Here is a 19,086-nt window from a genome sequence, read left to right as displayed (position 1 = left end):
GCAGGAGTTGTCGTATGTTTCGGATCGCTGCACGTGTCGCCGCTACCGGGGGCTGCGTCGTGATCGTCGCCGCTGCCGGCGCGGGGGTGGCCGCCGCGGGACCGACGTTGTCGGCGGACAGCCAGGAGGAGGGCGCCATCGCGGTGGGCAGCCAGCCGCCGTCGGAGAACTGGAACTGTGTGTTGATCGGCTCGGCCGAGGCGGCCGGTCCCCGGGTGGACATGGCCGGGACCGGCGAGAGCCGGGGCGGGTTCGCGGATGGCAGTACCGTGGCCGCGGCCTGTGCCGGGCCGCAGTGGCCGGTAGTGGCCATGACGACCGGTGTCACATCGCTCGACGATGCCGACTGATCTATCCGCGCCTCCCACGGGCGGTGCTACGGGAACAGCGCTGGGCGGGTAGGGCTCGATACTCTCGCTCCCATGCGGATCGTCGTCCTCGGCTCGGGCATTTCGGGTCTGTCCACCGCGGCCGAACTGCTCCGAGCCCGGCACGAGGTCATCGTCGTCAGCGCCGAGCCGATCACGGCGACGACGTCCTTCCTGGCCGCGGCGGTCTGGTTTCCGACCGCCGCCGGTCCCGCCGATCGCGTGCTGGCCTGGAGCGAGGCGACTTTCGAGCACTTGGCGGCGCTGGCTGCCGCGGAAGCGCCGGGCGTGCGGATGTGCGCGTCCATGGCGCTGTATCGCGACGAGCCCGCGATTCCCGCGTGGTCGCGGTCGGTGCGCTCGTTCCGGCAGGCCGATCGGGTGGACCTGCCTCCGGGCTACGGATTCGGATTCCGTTTCGAAGTTCCTTTGGTGGAGATGCCGACCTACCTGCCGTTCTTGAGCGCGCAGGTGGACGCGGCAGGCGCGCGTCGCGTACCGCGTGCTGTGCGGAGCCTCGATGATCTCGCGGACCTGTCGCCGGACGTCGTGGTGAACTGTGCCGGTCTGCGAGCCGCCGAGTTGGTGGGCGACCCGGAGGCGTATCCGATCCGCGGCCAGATCGTGCGGGTCGCGAACCCCGGGCTGTCGGTGTCGGTCCGCGACGAAGCCCATCCGCTCGGTCGCGCCTACGTCCATCCCCGGGCGAACGACTGCGTCCTGGGCGGTTCGCTGGACACCGGCGAGTGGGACACCACGCCCGACCCCGACCTCACCCGATCTATCCTGCGGCGCTGCCGCGATCTGGTCCCAGGGCTCGACGGCAGTGAGGTGCTGGACGCCGTGGTGGGACTGCGCCCCGGTCGCCGGGAAGTCCGCGTGGAACTCGACACCGCCGTGCTACCCGGCACGCCCGTCGTCCACAACTACGGCCACGGCGGCTCCGGCATCACCATCGGCCACGGATGCGCGCTGGAGAGCGCCGCGCTCGTAGCGGCGCTGTGAGCGGCGGCCGGTGCGTCGGCCGCGCTCAGTTGGCGTAACTGCGCGCCACCACCGAGTTCAGCGTCTCCAGGAATTCGCTGAGCACGCCGGGCTCGACCCGATCGCGCGCGGTGCGCCGTCCGGGGGAATCCGTGGCGGGTGCGGCGAGGCCCGCGTCGACGCTGTCGCGCAGGACGGCGTGCACCGCTTCGATCGGGATGCCCGCCTGGGCGCATCGGGTCGCCGCGTGCTCGAACCGGCCCAGCGCGAGACTGCCCGCCGCCTCGGCCGCGTCGACCAGGACGAGGGCCAGTTCCAAGCCCATTCTGATCAGCGCGTCGGGACCGCCGCGATGGGCGCCACGAGTGAATCTCGCGGACACTTCGGTGATGTCCCGATCTTCTTCGTGCGGGCCGATGTTCATGGCCCTCCCTCCGCGCGGCGACCCTGCTGCCACCGACGTTACGACGGGGATCGAAAGAATTCGACCGCGCGATGACGACTTGTGAGGCTTCACAGACGCGCGTCGCCCGGTTCGGGTGGTGTCCCCAACCGGAGGCTTGGACCTCGGCACGCCGACCCGGTCAAGTTACCGTGGAGTACTTTCCGCGATCGGGGAGGGAAGGAGTCACATGTCCATCACCGATTCGGCAGGCCCGGATCTGACCCTGTCGGGCCGCCCGGCCAGTTCTTCACTGCGAGACGTGCGGAATCTGTCACGCAAGATGGTCGGCCATTTCATCGAGACCGTCGCGCACTGCCGGACGCTCCCCGGTGAGGCGCTCAACGGCGACATCACCAACATCACCCGCCTGTGCCTGGAACTGGCCGTCAGCATGCTCGACGGCAGTGACATCCCGGAGAAGACCCTCCTGCTGCGCAACGCCGCGGCGGGCTGGGCGCGAGAAGGCATTCCGATCGACACCATCCACCACGCCGTGCACGAGGGATTCAAGCTCGGCTTCGACCTGATCGTGGCGAACGCGACCGCCGCGGACTTCGACAGTCTCAAGGAGATCAGCCGCCGCCTGCTGGAGATCCTGGACACCATCACCTCGACCGTCTCGCGGGCCTACGTGACCGAGTTGCGCGCCGTGGTCGGCGAGCACCACACGGCCGCGCACACCCTCGCTTCGGCCCTGCTCGGCGGGCACCCCACCTTCACCATGGCCCGCGAATGCGGAATCCAGATCGCCGACTCGTATTCCGTTGTCGCCCTGGCGATTCCGCCGCACCCGGAGGAGCGCAACCCGCATCTCGACGGTGCGGTGGTCGCGCGGCGGAAGCTGCGCCGAGTGCAATCCGAACTCGCCACCCGCTGCGGTGAATCGGTGTTGTCGCTGCTCAGCGTCGACGGCGGCACCATCCTGCTACCGTCCGCGTCGCCGGAGGACAAGTCACTGGACGAACTGGTGGACAGTCTCGGCCGCGCCGCGCAGGTGCCGATCGTCGCGACGGTGATCGCCGCGACCCCGGTCGAAGTGCCGACGGCCGCCGACCGCGCGCACGAGCTGCTGGACATGGTGCAACGGCTGCGCTGGACCCGCGGACTGTTCCGCTTCGACGACCTCGCGCTCGAATATCAGCTCACCCGGCCCGGACCCGGACTGGAGACCCTGCGCACACTGCTCGACCCACTCGACGAGCACCCCGAACTACTCGAGACGCTCAAACGTCATATCGGTACGAATCTCAATCGCCAGCGCACGGCGCGATCGCTGCACATCCACACCAACACCGTGGACTACCGGCTCAAGCGCATCGGTCAGCTCACCGGTTTCGACCCCGCCCAGGCATCCGGGGTGTGGTACCTGCGTGCGGCGTTGGTCGCCCGCAGCTACCGGGACTCCGAGGACGAATCGCCGGTCGGTGCGTGGGCGGGGGCGGTCTCCTCATAGGTTCGGCGCACCACTTCATCGTCGCCGAGCAGGGCATGGACCGCCTCGGGGGTCCAGCGCCGGTCGGCGCCGGGCCGAGTGGCGAGGTAACCCGCGGTCGCGCGGGCGGACCAGCCGTGTGCCGCGCGCAGGCCCGCGGCCAGATACCGCAGGTAGGCGGCGGCGGGCGGATTGCCCCGAACGTCGCGACAACGCCACGGGGCGGTGAAGGTGAGCACCGGGTACCCGGCGTGCGTTCCCGCGCAGACCAACGTTTCGTAGCGTCCCGGGCCGAGAGTCATTGTTCCCTGCGCGATCGCATCGCTGAGATCCATGTCCGCCCCCGGGACGCGATACATCTCTTGCGCCACGATGTCGGAGAACTGGGCGGTGGTGAGCAAGTGGGCGTGCACGGCCATCTCGCCCGGGCAGTCGGGGTCGTAGAAAGCGCGGCCGCCGGTCCAGGTCAACGATTCGGTGGCGAAATACAGTACGCCCCGGAGCAGGAGGGGCGTCGAGCGGATCGGGTCGGCGTTGTCGCGGCAGCCGGGCAGGGTGAGTGTTCCGCCTGCGGGCTTGCCACCGCGAAGATAGGTCCGCAGCCTGGCCAGACTCATATTCGAGCCGTACGCGGCGTACCAGACCGGATCCGTGCGCACGGGCGGCTCGGACCGACTCACGTCCGGTCGCGCGCCGGGCGCTGTCGCGCCGTCGGTATGCCAGGCCGTCATGGCACCCATTCTCGACTGTTCGCGACGTGGCGCCCACCTGACATTCCGGCCGAGGGACGCGGTCGGCCGCCTGCGCATCGTCATTCCTTGCCCGTCGGCGGGTGGGTGCCCGTGTGCGCGGACCGAGTGCTTCACCGGTTGCGCGCCACGCCGCCGTCCGCGGCGCACCGGGCCAGCGCTTCCGCGGGCCCGGACGGAGGAGCTTGCCGACGCCAGATGACGCGGAATTCCCGGGTGAGCACGACGGAGTCGGCCGTCGGTACCTCCACGAGGGCCGCGCTGTCCAGATCGGGCGCCGCGATCAACCGGCTCAGCACCGCGGGTGCGACTCCGGCCCGCGCCGACGCGACGATCGCCGCCGCCGAGCCCAGTTCGGCGGCCGGGCGGGCAGGCTGGCACTCCGCGTCCAGGATTTCCCATACCGTGTCGCGGGTGCCGGATCCGGGCTCGCGCCACAGCAGGGGAGTGGTCGCGAGTTCGCGCAATGTCACCGGCCGTCGGCGGTGTGCCCACCGGTGGCCGGGCGCGACCACGACAACCAGATCGTCGGCGCCGAGCACTCGGCTGCCGAGTCCGGGCGGCGGGTGCGGTCCCTCCACGAAACCGATGTCCGCCCTGGCGTTGCGGACCAGTTCCTCGACATGCCGGGTGTTGTCGACTTCGAGGGATACCGCCACCTCCGGATAGGACTCGCGGAAAGCGTCGAGCCACTGCGGAATGCGATGGTCGGCGATGGTCTTCGACGCGGCGATCCGCAGGTGTGGCACCTGAGCGGCGTGCAGCGCGGCCACACCCGCGCCGAAGGCCCGCGCCGCGTCGAGCACGGCTTGCGCGTGCTCCACGACCGAGCGCCCCGCGTCGGTGAGCGCCGACCCGGTGGGCCCGCGATCCAGCAGCCGTAGCCGTAGCCGTCGTTCCAGGGCGCTGATCCGCATGCTCGCGGCGGGCTGGCTGATGCCGTGCCTGCGCGCGGCCGCGCCGAGGCTGCCCGACTCCGCGACAGAGACCAGCAGGTCGAGCACCTCCAGATCAGGTGTTCCTGGCGGCAGCGTCATGGGCAGATTATGAGCCTGCTGCGATGGCGCGGCATTGCCCGCCCCATCAGCGCGGCTTATGAGGTGCTGTCGTCCCGACGGCTACCCGGACAGATCGTTTGCCGCGATCGTTGTCGAAATGACGCATCTTCGCCGGCACGGGCCCGGCCTTCTGGTGGCAGCGGTGCTCGCCACCGCCGCGACTTTCCTGGGCGCGGTGTGGCCCGTCCTCGGCGTGCCCGTGCTCGCCCTGGCCGGTGGCGCGATGTTCGGTGTTTTCGCACGCCGCACCGGGGACGAGCGATTCACTCCCGGGCTGGCCTCGGCGCAGCAACGATTGCTCGGCGCCGCCATCGTCCTGCTCGGTCTCGGGTTGCCCGTCGGCGCGGTGGTCGGCGTGGGCCGCGGCACGATAGTCGTACTGATCGGCACATTGCTCGTCGGCGCCCTGGCCGCGCTGGTCGTCGGCAGGCTGCTGGCCCTGGACCGGGATTCCGCCATCCTGGTGGCGGTGGGCACCACCATCTGCGGGGCCTCCGCCATCGCCGCCGCCACGGCGGTCATCAAGCCCGACCGCGAGCGGACCGCCTACGCACTCGGCACCATCTTCGTCTTCAATGTCGTCGCGGTGCTGGTCTATCCGCCGCTGGGCCACCTGCTCGGCATGTCCGAGCAGGCATTCGGCTTGTGGGCGGGCACCGCCATCAACGACACGTCCTCGGTGCTCGCCGCCGGCGTGGCGTTCGGATCCGCCGCCGCGCATTTCGCCGTCATCGTCAAGCTGGTGCGCAGTCTGGCGATCCTCCCGCTGTGCGTCGGATTGCACTTCGGAGCCCGGCGCGATTCCGGCGTCACGCCACTGTGGCGCACCATTCCGCTGTTCGTGGTGCTGTTCCTCGCCGCGTCGGCCCTCGCCGCCACCGGCGTGATCCGGCCCTCGTGGACGACCACCTTGAGCCATGTGAGCGCCTGGCTGATCGCCGCCGTCCTGGCCGCCGTCGGCGCCACCCTCACGCCGCAGCGCCTACGCACCGCAGGCCATCGCCCCCTGCTCTTCGGCGGCATCCTCTCCGTCATCCTCGGAATCTCCAGCCTCGCGCTGCAATTCGCCACCGGCTGGTGGTGAGCAACATACGAATTGTGGCGGCGGCTCGGCGGACACGGTTGCCGCCACCTACGCCCATACACGTAATCGCGAACCGTCCTGCGGTCGGATGTCGCCGCCGTCGCGCGGGCCTACCGTTGCCCTATGACGTGGAACGAGATGAGCCAGAGCAAATACGTGCGGCTGACCACCTTCAAGAAGGACGGGACGCCGGTCGGCACACCCGTGTGGGTGGCTCCGGATGGTGACCGGATCGTCGTGTGGACCAATCCCGAGACCTGGAAGGTCAAGCGGATCCGCCGCAATCCGGACGTCACGCTGCAGGTCTGCGACGGGCGCGGCCGACCGACGGCGGCGGAGGTCCTGCCGGGCAGCGCGCGCATTCTCGACGCGGACGGCACCCAGCGCGTGCGCGATGTGGTCGCGGACAAGTACGGGATCATCGGCAAGCTCGCCATTCGCGGGCACAAGCTGCTGCGCGGCGCGAACGCGTCCGTCGGGATCGCGATCGCTCCGAAGGCGACAGGCGATCCGGCCTAGGCGGATTCGGCGAGACCGGCCGAGCGCCAGATGTCCGCGAGATCGTCGAGCGGGATCGAGAGCGACTGTGCCAATGCCACCACGGTGCCGAAAGCAGGCGAGGGCAACCGTCCGGTCTCGATCTTGCGCAGCGTCTCCGGTGAGATCCCGGCGGCGTGGGCGACGTCGGTGAGTTCGCGGTTCGCGCGGGCCGCGCGCAGGGCGGCGCCCAAGCGGCGACCCGACTCGATCTGCGCGGGGGTCAACGGGAGGCGGACCATGCGCTCAGGCTACGGACGGCAGTGCGAGGTCGCAAGACGGGTTGGTATTAAAATACCGGCGCGGCTAGGGTGGTATTAAAATACCGGCGCACTGGAGGAATGATGGTCGAGTTGAAGAGCCCCGCGGAGATCGCGCGGATGCGAGTGGCGGGGCGCTTCGTCGCAGACGTGCTCGCCGAGTTGCGCGACCGGGCGCGGGTAGGGGTGAACCTGCTCGACCTGGAAGCCCACGTCCGAGAACGCATCCGCGCGCGCGGAGCCCAGTCCTGCTACTGGGACTACGCGCCCTCGTTCGGGCGAGGACCGTTTCGCAATACCGTCTGCCTGTCGGTGAACGACGCTGTGCTGCACGGACTTCCGTTCGACTATGCCTTGCGCGACGGCGACGTGCTGACCATGGACCTCGCGGTCGGCGTCGAAGGCTGGGTCGCGGACGCGGCGACCACGGTCGTGGTCGGCTCGGCCGCGGAGGAGGACGTGCGGCTGGTGCGGGCGACCGAGGAGGCGCTGGCCGCGGCGATCACGGTCGCGGTGCCGGGCAACCGCATCGGCGACATCTCCGCCGCCATCGCCGAGGTGGCACGGGCGTACGGCTATCCGGTCAACACCGAATTCGGCGGTCACGGCCTCGGCCGCACCATGCACGAGGAACCGCACGTGCCCAACGACGGCCGCCCGGGGCGCGGCTATCGGTTGCGCCCCGGGCTCACCATCGCGATCGAACCGTGGTTCGCGCGCACCACCGACCGCATCGTCACCGATCCGGATGGCTGGACCATCCGTTCGGCGGACGGCTCCCGCACCGCCCACTCCGAGCACACCATCGCGATCACGCCGGACGGGCCACAGGTGCTGACCGCGGCGTGAGGGTCTAAGTCTCCGACAGCCAGGAAGACAGGTCGTCGGAGGCGCGTAACTCGTCGGCGATGAACGCGCGTTCCTCGGCGGACAGTTCCATCGCGCGCAACTCCGCCCGGAATCCATCGGCTCCGCCGGGGTCGCCGGTCGCGACGGCGAGTTCGGCGAGCGCCGCCAGTGCCCGCGCCACGTCGAGCCGGGGCGCTTCGCTGCGGAACCGGCCGAGACCGACCTCGAGCACGCGGAACGCGGCCTTGTCGTCGGTCTTGAAATCGCGCAGGATGCGGGCGTTGTCCAGCACTCTGGACAGCCCGTCCAGCTCCTTCGATCCGCCGTACTCCACCTTCGGGGGTTCGTCGCGCTGGATGTAGATCACCTGGTTGCCTCCCGGATCGATGACGGTGAACCGGGACTGCCCCGGCCGGAAGCGGGTGATCCGGGGCAGGCCCTTGGCGGGGATCTTGCCGTAGCGGCTGCGCAGCGCCGCGGAGAAGGCTCGATGCCTGCTCGCGACGTCGTCGACCATCACGAGGCAGCCTGCGCGTTCGGCGGGGATGTCGGCGTCCTTCGGCGCGGGCACGAAGTGCAGGGCGCAACCGTGGTCCTCCACCGCTCCGTAGACGTAGGGACGGGTCTGCTCATGGGTCACCGTGTAGCCCAGCGTCCGGTAGAAGTCGAGCGTGTCGGTCAGGTCGCCGGTCCAGAGTTGCGGTACCGCCGTGTCGGCCATGAAAACTCCCATTTACCTGCGGTAGTCAATTTTGACTAGGTGAGCGTAGCGATGGTTTTCGCCGGAAGTCAAACTTGACTACCATGCGATCTCGGACCGGAAGGAGTTCGCGATGTCGGTGGTGCGCCTGCTCGTGCTGGGGGTGATGCGCCTGCGTCAGCCCGTGCACGGCTACGCGGTGCGTCAGGAGCTGCTGTCCTGGCGGGCCGAAACCTGGACGAACGTCAAGCCCGGCTCGATCTATCACGCTCTCAAGCAGCTCACCCGCGAGGGCAAGCTGAGCGCGTTCGGCACCCAGACCAGCGACCAGGGCCCTGGGCGCACGCTGTTCGAGCTGACCGAGGCGGGAGAGGCCGAGTTCCGCGGGCTCATGGACGAGGCGCTGGTCAGCATCGATATGGAGGAACTGGGCGCTGCCATCGCCTTCATGGACGCGCTGCCAAGGGCGCACGTCATCGCGAAATTGCGGGAACAGCGCCGCCGCAGCGAGGAAGTGCGCGCCGACCTGCTCGCCATGATCCCGGACTTCCCCGGGCGGTACGAAGCGCCGCACGCGACCGATCTGCTGGAGCTGTGGAGTGGCGTGTTCGAGAACCTGTCGAAGTGGACCGACGGAGTACTGGCGCGTCTGGAAGCGGGGGAGTACCGACTGCCGGAGTGAATGTCCGGCACGAACCCGCGCCTTTCCCGCGTCGCTCACCGCACCGGGATGCGGGATACGCTGCCCGCATGACGAATTCGCTGGACGCCGTCGCCAAGGCCGACTACGTGCTGCTGACCACCTTCCGCAAGGACGGATCGCCCGTCGGCACCGCGGTGTGGGCGGTGTCCGAGAACGGCAAACTGTACGTTTGGACCGTGACCGACAGCTGGAAGGTCAAGCGCTTGCGCCGCAATCCGGCGGTCAGCGTGCAACCGTGCAGCGCGACCGGCAAGCCGCACGGCGCGGTGGTCGAAGGAACCGGACGGATCCTCGATGCCGAGGGCACGGAGCGGGTCCGCAAGCTGCTGCGGCGCAAGTACCGGCTCACCGGTCCCCTCGTCATCCTCGGCAGCAACCTGCGGCGCGGCAAGTCCGGAACCATCGGCATCGAGATCGACCTCGCGGCCTGACCCGCCGCGCTCAGGTCGCCTGGCTGACCGACGACATGTGGAAGTCCGGAATCCGCAAGGGCGGCATCGCGGTCCGGGTGAACCAGTCCTTCCATTCCCGGGGCAGCGTGAGCTCGGTGGCACCCGCCTCGCTCACCCGCCGGAGCACATCCAGCGGGCTTTCGTTGAACCGGAAGTTGTTCACCGCGGCGGTGACCTCGCCGTTCTCGACGAGATACACCCCGTCCCTGGTGAGACCGGTGAGCAGCAGCGTCGCCGGATCGACCTCACGGATGTACCACAGGGTGGTCAGCAGCAAGCCGCGCTCGGTGCGCGCGATCATGTCGTCGATCGTGGCGTCGGAACCGCCGGTGAGCAGCAGGTTGTCGCCGGGAACCGTGGCGGGTGCGTCGAACTCGGCGGCGGTGGCGCGCGGATAGATCAGCGCGGAGATCACGCCGTCGCGCAGCCAGTCGACGCGCTCCGCGGTCAGGCCGTTGTCGAACACCGACATCGATTCCGACGACGCGGTCGCCGCCACGAACGGCTGGTATTCCAGTCCGGGCGCGTGCGGATCGGAGTAGAGCGTGAGCGGGATATCGCTCAGTCGCTCGCCGACCCGGGTCCCGCCCGCTCGCGCGAACGCCGTGTGGCCTTCCTGCGCGCCCCTGCCCTCCATCGACCAGGCCAGGTAGATCATCAGGTCGGCCACGGTGGAGGGCGGCAGCAGCGTCTCGTAGCGGCCCGCGGGCAGCTCGACCTTGCGCTTGGCCCAGTCCAGGCGGCGGGAAAGGTCCGCGAGCAAGCCGGATACGTCGACGTCGGTGAAGTCCGCGGTACCCACCCCGACCCACGCGCTGGCCAGATCCGCGCCCTCGCCGCGTTTGCCGTTGATCTCCACCGAACCGGTGGGTTGCACGAAGCGGCGCCGGATGCCGGTCGAGGTGCCCAGCCAGGTGGTGTGCATCTGGTGATGGGCGAAGCCGTACAGACGGTCGGCGCTGTCGAATCCGGCGGACAGGCCCTCGGCCAGATCGGTGAACACCTCGATGCCGGTGCCGGTCGCCGGGGCGGCCCAGTCCTGGTCGACGGTGTCGGGCTCCAGCAGCGGCATCGCGTCGCGCGCGGGTTCGGCGCCGCGCGCGGCCTCCTCGCTGGCGCGCACGACGGCCTCGATGTCGTCGGGGTCGACGCTGGACGAGGCGATGGTGCCGACGCGGGCCAGCGTGGGCCCCTCGCGGAACACCGAGATCACCGCCCATTTGCGCGACACCGACGACCCGTTGGTGGTCATGGAGTTGCCCGCCCAGCGCAGTGACGCCTCGTGCTCGTCACGGACGATCACCATGGCCTCGTCGGCGCGCGACAGCGCCAGCGCGCGCTCCACGGTCACGCCGGCGGGGAACAGATCGTCGCTCACTGGCCTGCCTCCGTCCGGGTGTTGAGAATGTTGACGCCGCGCACCAGGACCGACGGGCAGCCGTGGCTGACCGCGGCGACCTGGCCCGGCTGCGCTTTCCCGCAGTTGAACGCGCCACCGAGCTGCCAGGTCGACGGCCCGCCGACCGCTTCCATCGCGCCCCAGAAGTCGGTGGTGGTGGCCTGGTAGGCGACATCGCGCACCTGGCCGTCGAGCTTGCCGCCGCGGATGCGGAAGAACCGCTGGCCGGTGAACTGGAAGTTGTAGCGCTGCATGTCGATCGACCAGGACCGGTCGCCGACGATGTAGAGGCCGTCGTCCACCCGGGAGATGAGTTCCTCGGTGCTGGTATCGCGGTCGGGATCCGGTTGCAGTGACACGTTGGCCATGCGCTGGATCGGCACGTGATGCGCCGAATCCGCGTACGAGCAGCCGTTGGACCGCTCCAGGCCGAGGCGCGGCGCGAACACCCGGTCCAGTTGATAGCCGACCAGGATGCCGTCGCGGACCAGATCCCAGCGCTGCCCGGCGACGCCCTCGTCGTCGTAGCCGACCGTGGCCAGCCCGTGCGACTCGGTGCGGTCACCGGTCACGTGCATGATCGGCGTGCCGTAGCGCAGTGACCCGAGCTGGTCCGGAGTGGCGAACGAGGTTCCCGCGTAAGCGGACTCGTAGCCGATGGCGCGGTCGTACTCGGTGGCGTGGCCGATGGATTCGTGGATGGTCAGCCACAGGTTGGTCGGATCGATGACGAGGTCGGTCGGCCCGGCCTGCACGCTGGGCGCCTTCACCTTCTCGGCCAGCCACTCCGGAATCCGGGCCAGTTCGCCGTCCCAGTCCCACATGCCGTCGGCCCCGGTGACGTACTCCCATCCGCGGCCGACCGGTGCGGCGAGCGTGCGCATGGTCTCGAACACACCTGCCGACGCGTCCACGGTGATCGCTTCGAGGCTCGGGTGCAGCCGCACCCGTTGCTGGACGATCGAGGAGCCCGCGGTGTCGGCGTAGAAGGTCTGCTCCTTGACCTGCAACACGCTCGCGGTGACGTGATCCACTCCGTCGGCGTGCGACAGGCGCTCCGAATAGTCCTGCAGCAGCGCGACCTTCTCGCCGGTCGGGACGGCGAACGGGTCGACATCGTAGGCCGACACCCAGCGCGCGTCGGCGTAACGCGGCTCGTCGGCCAGCTCGACGCGTTCGCGGTTGAGTGCCCGCAGCGTGGTCGCGACCGTGACGGCGGTGCGCGCCACTTCGGCGGCGGTACCGGGCGAGAGCGCGGCGTGCGACGCGAAACCCCATGTGCCGTCGACGATCACCCGCACGGCGAAGCCGAGTTCGGCGCTGTCGGTGACGGCCTCCACGCGCCCGTCGCGCAACCGGATCGATTGGGTCACCAGGCGGTGCACCCGCAGGTCGGCGTGCTCGGCGCCGGCCGCCGTGGCCGCGGCCAGTGCGGCGTCGGCGAGCGCGGCCAGTGGCAGGCCGAGGAACTCGGCGTCCACGTCTCTGGAAGTCGCGATGCTCACCCGCACCAACCTAGTCGGTCTCGCCGCGGGTGCGCGGTGATCACACGCCGTGCGACAGCGCATCGGGTGCCGATTCGCGCGCGATGCGTAGTGGCGCCGGGTGAACGGCGCGCGCGACACTCGGGCTTTGCCGCGTGTTGCTCGCCGGATGCCGTACTGTGCCCGCGTGCCGCCATCCGCCCTCCGTGACCGTAAACGCGAACGTACCCGCCGAGCCATTCTGGAAGCCGCAGCCGAGCTGTTCGAGACGAGCGGCTACGAGGAGACCACGGTGGCCGACATCGCCGCGGCGGCGGACGTCGGCACACGCACGTTCTTCAACTATTTCGCGAGCAAGGAAGAGCTGCTCTTCCCGGAATCCGACGAGCGGGTGCGCGCCGCGGTGGCGGCCATCGCCAGCAGACGTCCGGGCGAACGGCCGGTGGAGGTCGTGCTGCGCGGGCTGCGCGCGGCGGGTGACAACCCCGGCGAGCACCTCGTCGACGACCTCCATGCCCGGATCGGGGCGCTGCGCGCCCAGGTGTCGCGGACGGTGCCCGCGGTGAGCGGCCGCGCCGCGCACGCCCAGCTGGTCACTCAACGCGAGATCGCCAGGCAGTTGCACAAGGCGTTCCCCGCCGAGCTCGACGAGGTCGGCGCCGCCGCGTTGGTCGGCGCGGTCGTCGGTGCGGTGTCGGGTGCGTTGACGGTGCTGTTCCAGCGACCGGTGGCGGGAGTCGAGGACGGCGAGCGCCTGCAGCGCGAGATCCACGAGACCACCTCGCGGGTGCTGCAACCGTGGCTGGCCACCCAGCACCCCCAACCGGTGGGCTGATCAGCCGAACTGCTGCCAGCCCAAGCGGATCACCATCCCGATCACCACCACCAGCAGCACGACGCGGACGAACTCGGCGCCCTTCCGCAGCGCCATGCGCGCGCCGACCACGGCACCGAGGACATTCGCGACGGCCATCCCCGCGCCGAGTGCCAAGAGGATGTGCCCGGTCGCCCCGAAGAAGAGCAGAGCGCCGAGGTTGGAGCCGCAGTTGATCACCTTCGCCATCGCGGCGGCCCGCACGAACTCGGTCCCGAGCAGGGTCGCGAAGGTGATGATCAAGAACGTCCCGGTGCCGGGCCCGAGCAAGCCGTCATAGAAGCCGATCAACCCGGCCGCCAACGCCACCGTGAGGACGACCTTCCGCCTGGTGGGTGGATGCGTGGCCAGGGTGACGCCGATCGACGGACGCAGCGTGACCACCACCGCGACACCGACCAGCACCACCATGACGATCGGAATGAACAGTTCCCGGTCGATCAGCGAGACCGCGGCCGCGCCCAGTGCCGCCGCCCCCGCGGCGATCACCGCCGCGGGCAGCAGCACCCGCCAGCGCATCGGCACCTTGCGAGCGAAGGTCAGCACCGAGGCGCTGGTCCCCGCGACCGCGGCGAGCTTGTTGGTGCCCAGCGCGGTCTGCGGCGCGATCCATGGGGCCACCACGAACAACGTCGGCAGCACGATCAGCCCGCCGCCGCCCACCACCGCGTCCACCCAGCCGGCCGCCGTCGCCGCGGTCAACAAAACCGCCCAGTCTCCGATCTCCACCCGGTCAGACAACCAGACCGCGGATCCGGACCCTGCCCGGTGCCGGGGACGGGCAGTCGTCGGCTGGGCCGGGTCGCCCGCGTGCCGAGGCCACCTACTCTGATCCGGTGCGTCGTTTCAGTCTGTGGCTCCGGGGCAAGCCCGTCGTGGCCGACTCGGCGCTGGCGGCGATCTTCGTGCTGCTCGAGATCATCGGGGTGGGGAACGCGCACAACAAGCTGGCCTACCTGGCCATCGGGGTGCTGCTTCCGCTGCCGATCGCCCTGCGGCGGGTGTATCCCCGGGCCATGGCTGCGGCGACCTTGGCGTTGTCGCTGACCGAGTCGCTGGTCGGCTTCCTGGTCCAGGACGACGCGGACCACGTCGCGCAGCTGTCCCACGGCATCATGCTGTACACGCTGGTCGCATACGTCGGCAGGCGGGACGGACTGTGGTACGGGCTCGGTCTGGTGGTGGATCTCGTGCTCTCGATCGTCGCGATCGGCAAGCCGTCCGGGTCCGACAGCGTGTTCACCGCCATGTTCTACGCCTTGTGCTGGACGCTCGCGGAGTTCATCGGCGCGCGGCACGCCTACGACGCCGAGGTGGCGGCCCGGCTCGCGGTCGCCGACTACGACAAGGAACGTCGCGCGCACGACGCCGTCGCGGCCGAACGCACCCGCATCGCGCGGGAACTGCACGACGTGGTCGCCCACGCGGTGAGTGTGATCATCGTGCAGGCCGACGGGGCGAAGTACGCGCTGCGCCGCGACCCGGACGCGGCCGAGCAAGCGCTCGCAACCATCGCGAGCACCGGCCGGGAGGCGCTGCGCGAACTGCGCAGAACCGTGGCCCTGCTGCGCACGGAGCACGCGCCCGACCAGTTGCCCCAGCACGGCACCGCGGGCATCGCCAAGGTCGTGGAGATGATGCGCGGCACCGGCCTGGCCGTCGAGCTGGAATTGACCGGCGAACTCGACGACATCGCGCCGGAGGTCAGTCTCGGCGTGCACCGTATCGTGCAGGAATCGCTGACCAACACGCTGCGGCATGCCGGTCCGCATCCGAAGGCGTGGGTGCGGGTGCGCCGCACCGATGCCGACGTGCTGATCGACGTCACGGACACCGGTGGGGCGTCGCCGACGGAACCGGGCGCGCGCATCCAGGGCAGCGGTCTCGGCTTGGTGGGGATGCGTGAACGCGTCGCCGTGCTCGGCGGCAGCCTGGACGCGGGCCGCCACGCGGACGGAGCCTGGCGGGTGCACGCCAGCATCCCGCTGCGTTCCGACCCGGCGGACTGAACGAGCCGCCAGCCGCTTGTTGCGTGAAAAGTAATGAGCAGCAGTGCAATTCGTCCCATGTCGACCGGTAGGCGAGACCGGCGCCGCAGCTGCCGCCCGGCGCGGCGAAGCGGCCACGTTACATTGGGGAACGTGCCGATCACCGTGCTCGTCGTCGATGACCAGGAACTCATGCGGATGGGATTGAAGATGGTGCTCGGCGCGCACCCGGACATCGAAGTGATCGGCGAGGCGGCCAACGGCGCGGCCGCGGTAACCACAGCGGCGGAACTGCGTCCCGACGTGGTGCTGATGGACGTGCGGATGCCCGTGGTGGACGGGGTCGTCGCCACGACCCGCATCGTGGAGGCCGGGCACGGCAGCCGGGTGCTCGTCATGACGACCTTCGATCTCGACGAGCACGCGCTCGGCGCGCTGCGGGCGGGGGCGAGCGGATTCCTGTTGAAGGACACCCCGCCGGAGGATCTCGTCTCGGCCATCCGCAGCGTCGCCGCCGGTGACGCCGTGGTGTCGCCGAAGGTCACCAAACGTCTGCTGGACCGGCTCATCGCGGAGAACCCGGCGCGCACCCGCGACCCGGGCGTGCTCGACGTGCTCACCGCCCGCGAACGTGAAGTGCTCGAGCAGATCGCGGCAGGCCGCTCCAACGCGGAGATCGCCGAGCAGTTGTACCTCTCGGAGGCCACGGTCAAGACACACGTGGGCCGGGTGCTGACCAAACTCGGTCTGCGCGATCGGGTTCAGGCAGTCGTGCTCGCCTACGAGACCGGGCTGGTGCGGCCGGGCGGATGACGGCGCGGGCTCTCAGCGACCTATCAGGCGAATCAGGGAGAAAAAACTGGGCGCGAGACGTTGACCGGGGTAGATCGTCCGAAAGGATCGCCATGCCCGCCTTGTTGTTCGTGCTGTACGTCGTCGTGGAAATCGCCGCGCTGGTCACGGTCGGTCAGCTGATCGGCGCGTTGCCGACCATTCTGCTGCTGATCGCCGGATCGGGAGCGGGCATGCTGCTGGTCGGTTCGCAGGGACGGCGGGTGTTCGAGCAGTTCCGCCGGGCCGCGCGCGGGGAAGTGGCGCCAGGGACCGCCGTGGCGGACGGCGCCCTGGTCGCGGCGGGCGGTGTGCTGATGTTCGTACCCGGACTGGTCACCTCGCTGTTGGGTCTGCTCCTGCTGCTGCCGCCCACGCGGTTCCTGGCGCGTCCGGTGCTGGCGGCCTTCGCCGCACGGCGCTTCGGCAAGCTGGTCGCGACCGCGCCTTACCGTGGGGTGGTCGTCGACGGTGGTGACGTGGTGGACGGCGTCGTCGTAGGGCAGTGGTACGACGACGGTCAGGGCAACGCGCGCCGCGCGATCCCCTCGTCCTGAGTGAACTCGCCGCACCCGGTTCCGTGTCGCGCCGCGAAGGGCTATCGTGACGCGATGACCACCGAGCAACTCACCGTGACGGTGAGCGAAGAGCTGGCCGCCGCGGTGAAACGAGCGGCCGCCGCTGCGGGACAGTCGATTTCCGGATTCACGGCCGCGGCCCTGCGGCTGGAGCTGATCGCCGTGGAGGCGGGCTGCCTGCCCGCGGCGGCCGGGAGAACCGCCGGTACGCCGCCGGAATACGCGGAGGTGATGGCGGTGCTCGCGCAACCGGAGGATCTGGACCGCCACTCCGTGCTGAACGCCTGACCGAAACCGCCGAATCGGGCATGGGGCAGACTGGTGCCTCGTGAGTACCCAGTTGCTGATCGGCGGCCGTTTCTACAGTGCCAGTTCACCCGACGCCACGGCGATGGCGGTGAGCGACGGAACCGTCGTCTGGCTGGGCGCCGAGCAACCCGGACGGGCGCTGCATCCGGATGCCGAGATCGTCGACCTCCACGGCGCCTTCGTCGCGCCCGCGTTCGTCGATCCGCATGTGCACGTCACCGCGCTGGGCCTGAAGCTGACCGGGCTCGACCTGTCGGCCGCCCGGTCGCTCGAACACTGCCTGCGGCTGCTGCGGGAGTTCGCCGAGGCGCACCCCGACGGCGCGGTACTGGGTGACGGCTGGGACGAGACCACCTGGCCGGAGGGACGGCCGCCCACCGTCGAGGAGATCGACGCGGCGGCGGGTGCGGGCAGGCAGGTCTATCTCTCGCGCGTGGACGCGCACTCCGCGGTGGCGTCCTCGGCGTTGCTGAACGCGCTGCCCGGGCTGGCGGCGACCGACGGATTCACCCGAGGCGAGCCCGCGCGTGCCGCCGCCCACCACTTGGTGCGCGCCGCCGCGCTCGCCGGATTGACTCGGGCACAACGGGATCGAGCGCGCGCCGCAGCACTGGACCATGCCGCCGCGCGCGGTGTCGTCGCGGTCCACGAATGCGCGGGGCCGGAGATCGCGGGCCGTGACGACGTCCGCGAACTGCTCGAATTCGAGCACGGCGTCCAGGTGCGGGCCTACTGGGGCGAGGCGGTGCGCAGCGCCGAGCAGGCTCGCGCCCTGATCGGCGAACTCGGCGTGCACGCACTCGGCGGCGACCTGTTCGTCGACGGCTCCTTCGGATCGCGCACCGCGTGGCTGCGCGCGCCCTACTCCGACGAATCCGGCTGCGGCCGAAGCTATCTCGATGTCGAGGCGATCGCGAATCACGTCCGCGCCTGCACCGTCGCCGGCATCCAGGCCGGATTCCACGTGATCGGCGACGCCGCCATGGATGCCGTGGTCGCCGGTGTCGAACGGGTGGTCGCCGAACTCGGCGGTCCCGCCGTCGCGGCGCTGGGGCATCGCGTCGAACACGCCGAGCTCGTCGATGCCGAGCACATCTCCCGCCTGGCCCGCTGGGGCGTGATCGCCAGTGTGCAGCCGGGATTCGACGCCGCGTGGGGTGGAACCGACGGCATGTACGCGGCTCGGCTCGGCGCGGAGCGCGCCGCGGCGCTGAACCCGTTCGCCGCCATGGCCTCCGCGGGCGTGGCCCTGGCGATCGGTTCCGACGCCCCGGTCACCGCGCTCGATCCGTGGGCGGCGGTGCGTGCCGCCGCCGGGCACCGCACGCCCGGCCACGCCCTGTCCCCGCGGGCCGCCTTCGCCGCGGCAACGCGCGGCGCGTGGCGCGCGGGCGGAGTTCGCGACGGGGTGGCGGGCACACTGGTCCCCGGGGCGCCCGCCTCCTATGCGATCTGGGATGCCGGCGAACTGGTCGTCAGCGCGGCCGCCGACTCGGTGCAGCGCTGGTCCACCGACCCGCGGTCGCGCGTCCCTGGGTTGCCCGCGCTGGAGCCGGGCGCGCCGCTGCCCACGTGCCTGCGCACCGTGCACCGGGGAGTGACTATCTATGCGAAGTGAGCGCGCGATGGTGGAGTCCGCGACGGCTCCCGGCCGTCTCGTGCCCGGCGTCCGGGTGCGCGGGGCGGCTCGTGAGCGGCTCGGCTCGGGCCGGGCCGACAACACCCCCTGCCGCGCGCACTCTGTTCGTCCGCGGTGGTCCGATGTGGCACTGGGTGCCAGTCCTCCATCTTCGCCGTTTGCCGGACGCTCTCCGGTGAGCCGTGGCGCCACCGCGGATCGGTGCGTGAATCGGCCGCACAACCCAGCGTGGCGGCTCGCGATTTCGCCTGCGGCGGCTGGAACGCTGCGGTCTGTTCGACGGAGCGCGAGCGGAGAACCTATATCGCGTGCACGGCGGCTAACGATTCAGCGGGGCCCGGCGATGAAAAGATGGACACCCGA

At 70.3% G+C, this 19,086-nt stretch carries 22 protein-coding genes; 14 read left to right on the top strand and 8 right to left on the bottom strand.

Going from position 1 to position 19,086, the window contains the following annotated elements; all coding sequences use genetic code 11:
* Nucleotides 1–14 precede the first annotated feature (14 nt).
* Both ACL03I_RS08860 and ACL03I_RS08855 read left to right on the top strand, forming a co-directional pair.
* Nucleotides 15–350: a hypothetical protein gene (locus ACL03I_RS08860; protein WP_412805632.1), complete on the top strand. Its 336-nt coding sequence runs from the start codon at nt 15–17 to the stop codon at nt 348–350.
* Nucleotides 351–422: 72 nt separating this feature from the next.
* The gene (locus ACL03I_RS08855) at nt 423–1,373 is read left to right on the top strand and encodes an FAD-dependent oxidoreductase (RefSeq protein ID WP_355077625.1); all 951 of its coding nucleotides are present in this window, start codon (nt 423–425) and stop codon (nt 1,371–1,373) included.
* Nucleotides 1,374–1,398: 25 nt separating this feature from the next.
* On the opposite strand, the gene ACL03I_RS08850 is transcribed toward ACL03I_RS08855, so the two are convergent.
* Entirely contained in the window at nt 1,399–1,776 is a 378-nt protein-coding gene (locus ACL03I_RS08850) for a hypothetical protein (protein ID WP_355077627.1), read from the bottom strand.
* A gap of 208 nt (nt 1,777–1,984) precedes the next feature.
* On the opposite strand from ACL03I_RS08850, the gene ACL03I_RS08845 reads away from it, so the two are divergent.
* Entirely contained in the window at nt 1,985–3,250 is a 1,266-nt protein-coding gene (locus tag ACL03I_RS08845) for a PucR family transcriptional regulator (protein WP_355077629.1), read from the top strand.
* On the opposite strand, the gene ACL03I_RS08840 is transcribed toward ACL03I_RS08845, so the two are convergent.
* Together ACL03I_RS08840 and ACL03I_RS08835 are read right to left on the bottom strand one after the other, a co-directional pair.
* Nucleotides 3,190–3,960 (bottom strand): histone deacetylase, encoded by a 771-nt coding sequence (locus ACL03I_RS08840; RefSeq protein WP_412805631.1) that lies wholly within the window; start codon nt 3,958–3,960, stop codon nt 3,190–3,192. The two genes, ACL03I_RS08845 and ACL03I_RS08840, sit on opposite strands and share 61 nt — an antisense overlap.
* 131 nt (nt 3,961–4,091) lie before the next feature.
* A complete protein-coding gene (locus ACL03I_RS08835) occupies nt 4,092–5,015 on the bottom strand; it encodes a LysR substrate-binding domain-containing protein (RefSeq protein WP_412805630.1) in 924 nt (307 codons plus the stop codon).
* Nucleotides 5,016–5,133: 118 nt separating this feature from the next.
* Between ACL03I_RS08835 and ACL03I_RS08830 the strand changes: the two genes are divergently transcribed.
* Nucleotides 5,134–6,120: a YeiH family protein gene (locus ACL03I_RS08830; RefSeq protein ID WP_412805629.1), complete on the top strand. Its 987-nt coding sequence runs from the start codon at nt 5,134–5,136 to the stop codon at nt 6,118–6,120.
* A 123-nt stretch (nt 6,121–6,243) separates the two neighbouring features.
* The gene (locus ACL03I_RS08825) at nt 6,244–6,639 is read left to right on the top strand and encodes a PPOX class F420-dependent oxidoreductase (protein ID WP_355077636.1); all 396 of its coding nucleotides are present in this window, start codon (nt 6,244–6,246) and stop codon (nt 6,637–6,639) included.
* On the opposite strand, the gene ACL03I_RS08820 is transcribed toward ACL03I_RS08825, so the two are convergent.
* Entirely contained in the window at nt 6,636–6,899 is a 264-nt protein-coding gene (locus ACL03I_RS08820) for a helix-turn-helix domain-containing protein (protein WP_355077637.1), read from the bottom strand. The two genes, ACL03I_RS08825 and ACL03I_RS08820, sit on opposite strands and share 4 nt — an antisense overlap.
* A gap of 102 nt (nt 6,900–7,001) precedes the next feature.
* Between ACL03I_RS08820 and map the strand changes: the two genes are divergently transcribed.
* The gene (map, locus tag ACL03I_RS08815; RefSeq protein ID WP_412805628.1) at nt 7,002–7,766 is read left to right on the top strand and encodes a type I methionyl aminopeptidase; all 765 of its coding nucleotides are present in this window, start codon (nt 7,002–7,004) and stop codon (nt 7,764–7,766) included.
* Nucleotides 7,767–7,770: 4 nt separating this feature from the next.
* On the opposite strand, the gene ACL03I_RS08810 is transcribed toward map, so the two are convergent.
* Complete coding sequence (locus ACL03I_RS08810; protein WP_355077639.1) at nt 7,771–8,487, bottom strand: VOC family protein; 717 nt, start codon at nt 8,485–8,487, stop codon at nt 7,771–7,773.
* A gap of 112 nt (nt 8,488–8,599) precedes the next feature.
* Between ACL03I_RS08810 and ACL03I_RS08805 the strand changes: the two genes are divergently transcribed.
* Together ACL03I_RS08805 and ACL03I_RS08800 are read left to right on the top strand one after the other, a co-directional pair.
* Nucleotides 8,600–9,148, top strand: coding sequence for a PadR family transcriptional regulator (locus tag ACL03I_RS08805; RefSeq protein ID WP_355077641.1), 549 nt, complete (start codon nt 8,600–8,602; stop codon nt 9,146–9,148).
* 68 nt (nt 9,149–9,216) lie between these two features.
* Complete coding sequence (locus ACL03I_RS08800; protein WP_355077643.1) at nt 9,217–9,600, top strand: PPOX class F420-dependent oxidoreductase; 384 nt, start codon at nt 9,217–9,219, stop codon at nt 9,598–9,600.
* A 10-nt stretch (nt 9,601–9,610) separates the two neighbouring features.
* On the opposite strand, the gene ACL03I_RS08795 is transcribed toward ACL03I_RS08800, so the two are convergent.
* Both ACL03I_RS08795 and ACL03I_RS08790 read right to left on the bottom strand, forming a co-directional pair.
* Nucleotides 9,611–10,927 carry a metallopeptidase TldD-related protein gene (locus ACL03I_RS08795; protein ID WP_364428578.1) on the bottom strand — a complete coding sequence of 439 codons (1,317 nt, stop codon included), beginning with the start codon at nt 10,925–10,927 and terminating at the stop codon, nt 9,611–9,613.
* Nucleotides 10,928–10,995: 68 nt separating this feature from the next.
* A complete protein-coding gene (locus ACL03I_RS08790; protein ID WP_412805734.1) occupies nt 10,996–12,519 on the bottom strand; it encodes a TldD/PmbA family protein in 1,524 nt (507 codons plus the stop codon).
* 172 nt (nt 12,520–12,691) lie between these two features.
* Between ACL03I_RS08790 and ACL03I_RS08785 the strand changes: the two genes are divergently transcribed.
* A complete protein-coding gene (locus tag ACL03I_RS08785) occupies nt 12,692–13,339 on the top strand; it encodes a TetR/AcrR family transcriptional regulator (RefSeq protein WP_356962114.1) in 648 nt (215 codons plus the stop codon).
* On the opposite strand, the gene ACL03I_RS08780 is transcribed toward ACL03I_RS08785, so the two are convergent.
* The gene (locus ACL03I_RS08780) at nt 13,340–14,107 is read right to left on the bottom strand and encodes a TSUP family transporter (RefSeq protein WP_355077647.1); all 768 of its coding nucleotides are present in this window, start codon (nt 14,105–14,107) and stop codon (nt 13,340–13,342) included. It abuts the gene before it with no gap.
* Between the two features lie 107 nt (nt 14,108–14,214).
* Here ACL03I_RS08780 and ACL03I_RS08775 point away from each other — a divergent pair, with 107 nt between their 5' ends.
* The 5 genes from ACL03I_RS08775 (at nt 14,215) to ACL03I_RS08755 (ending at nt 18,702) form a co-directional block, all read left to right on the top strand.
* Nucleotides 14,215–15,387, top strand: a complete 1,173-nt coding sequence (locus ACL03I_RS08775; RefSeq protein ID WP_355077649.1) for a sensor histidine kinase — start codon at nt 14,215–14,217, stop codon at nt 15,385–15,387.
* Between the two features lie 132 nt (nt 15,388–15,519).
* Entirely contained in the window at nt 15,520–16,179 is a 660-nt protein-coding gene (locus tag ACL03I_RS08770) for a response regulator (RefSeq protein WP_039798341.1), read from the top strand.
* 92 nt (nt 16,180–16,271) lie between these two features.
* Nucleotides 16,272–16,754, top strand: a complete 483-nt coding sequence (locus ACL03I_RS08765) for an FxsA family protein (RefSeq protein WP_412805627.1) — start codon at nt 16,272–16,274, stop codon at nt 16,752–16,754.
* A 54-nt stretch (nt 16,755–16,808) separates the two neighbouring features.
* Nucleotides 16,809–17,063, top strand: a complete 255-nt coding sequence (locus tag ACL03I_RS08760; protein ID WP_412805626.1) for a hypothetical protein — start codon at nt 16,809–16,811, stop codon at nt 17,061–17,063.
* 40 nt (nt 17,064–17,103) lie between these two features.
* A complete protein-coding gene (locus ACL03I_RS08755) occupies nt 17,104–18,702 on the top strand; it encodes an amidohydrolase (protein ID WP_355077655.1) in 1,599 nt (532 codons plus the stop codon).
* Nucleotides 18,703–19,086 lie beyond the last annotated feature (384 nt).

The organism is Nocardia sichangensis (genome assembly GCF_047200615.1).
Lineage (GTDB): Bacteria > Actinomycetota > Actinomycetes > Mycobacteriales > Mycobacteriaceae > Nocardia > Nocardia sichangensis.
This window is presented reverse-complemented; position numbering and strand designations above follow the sequence as displayed.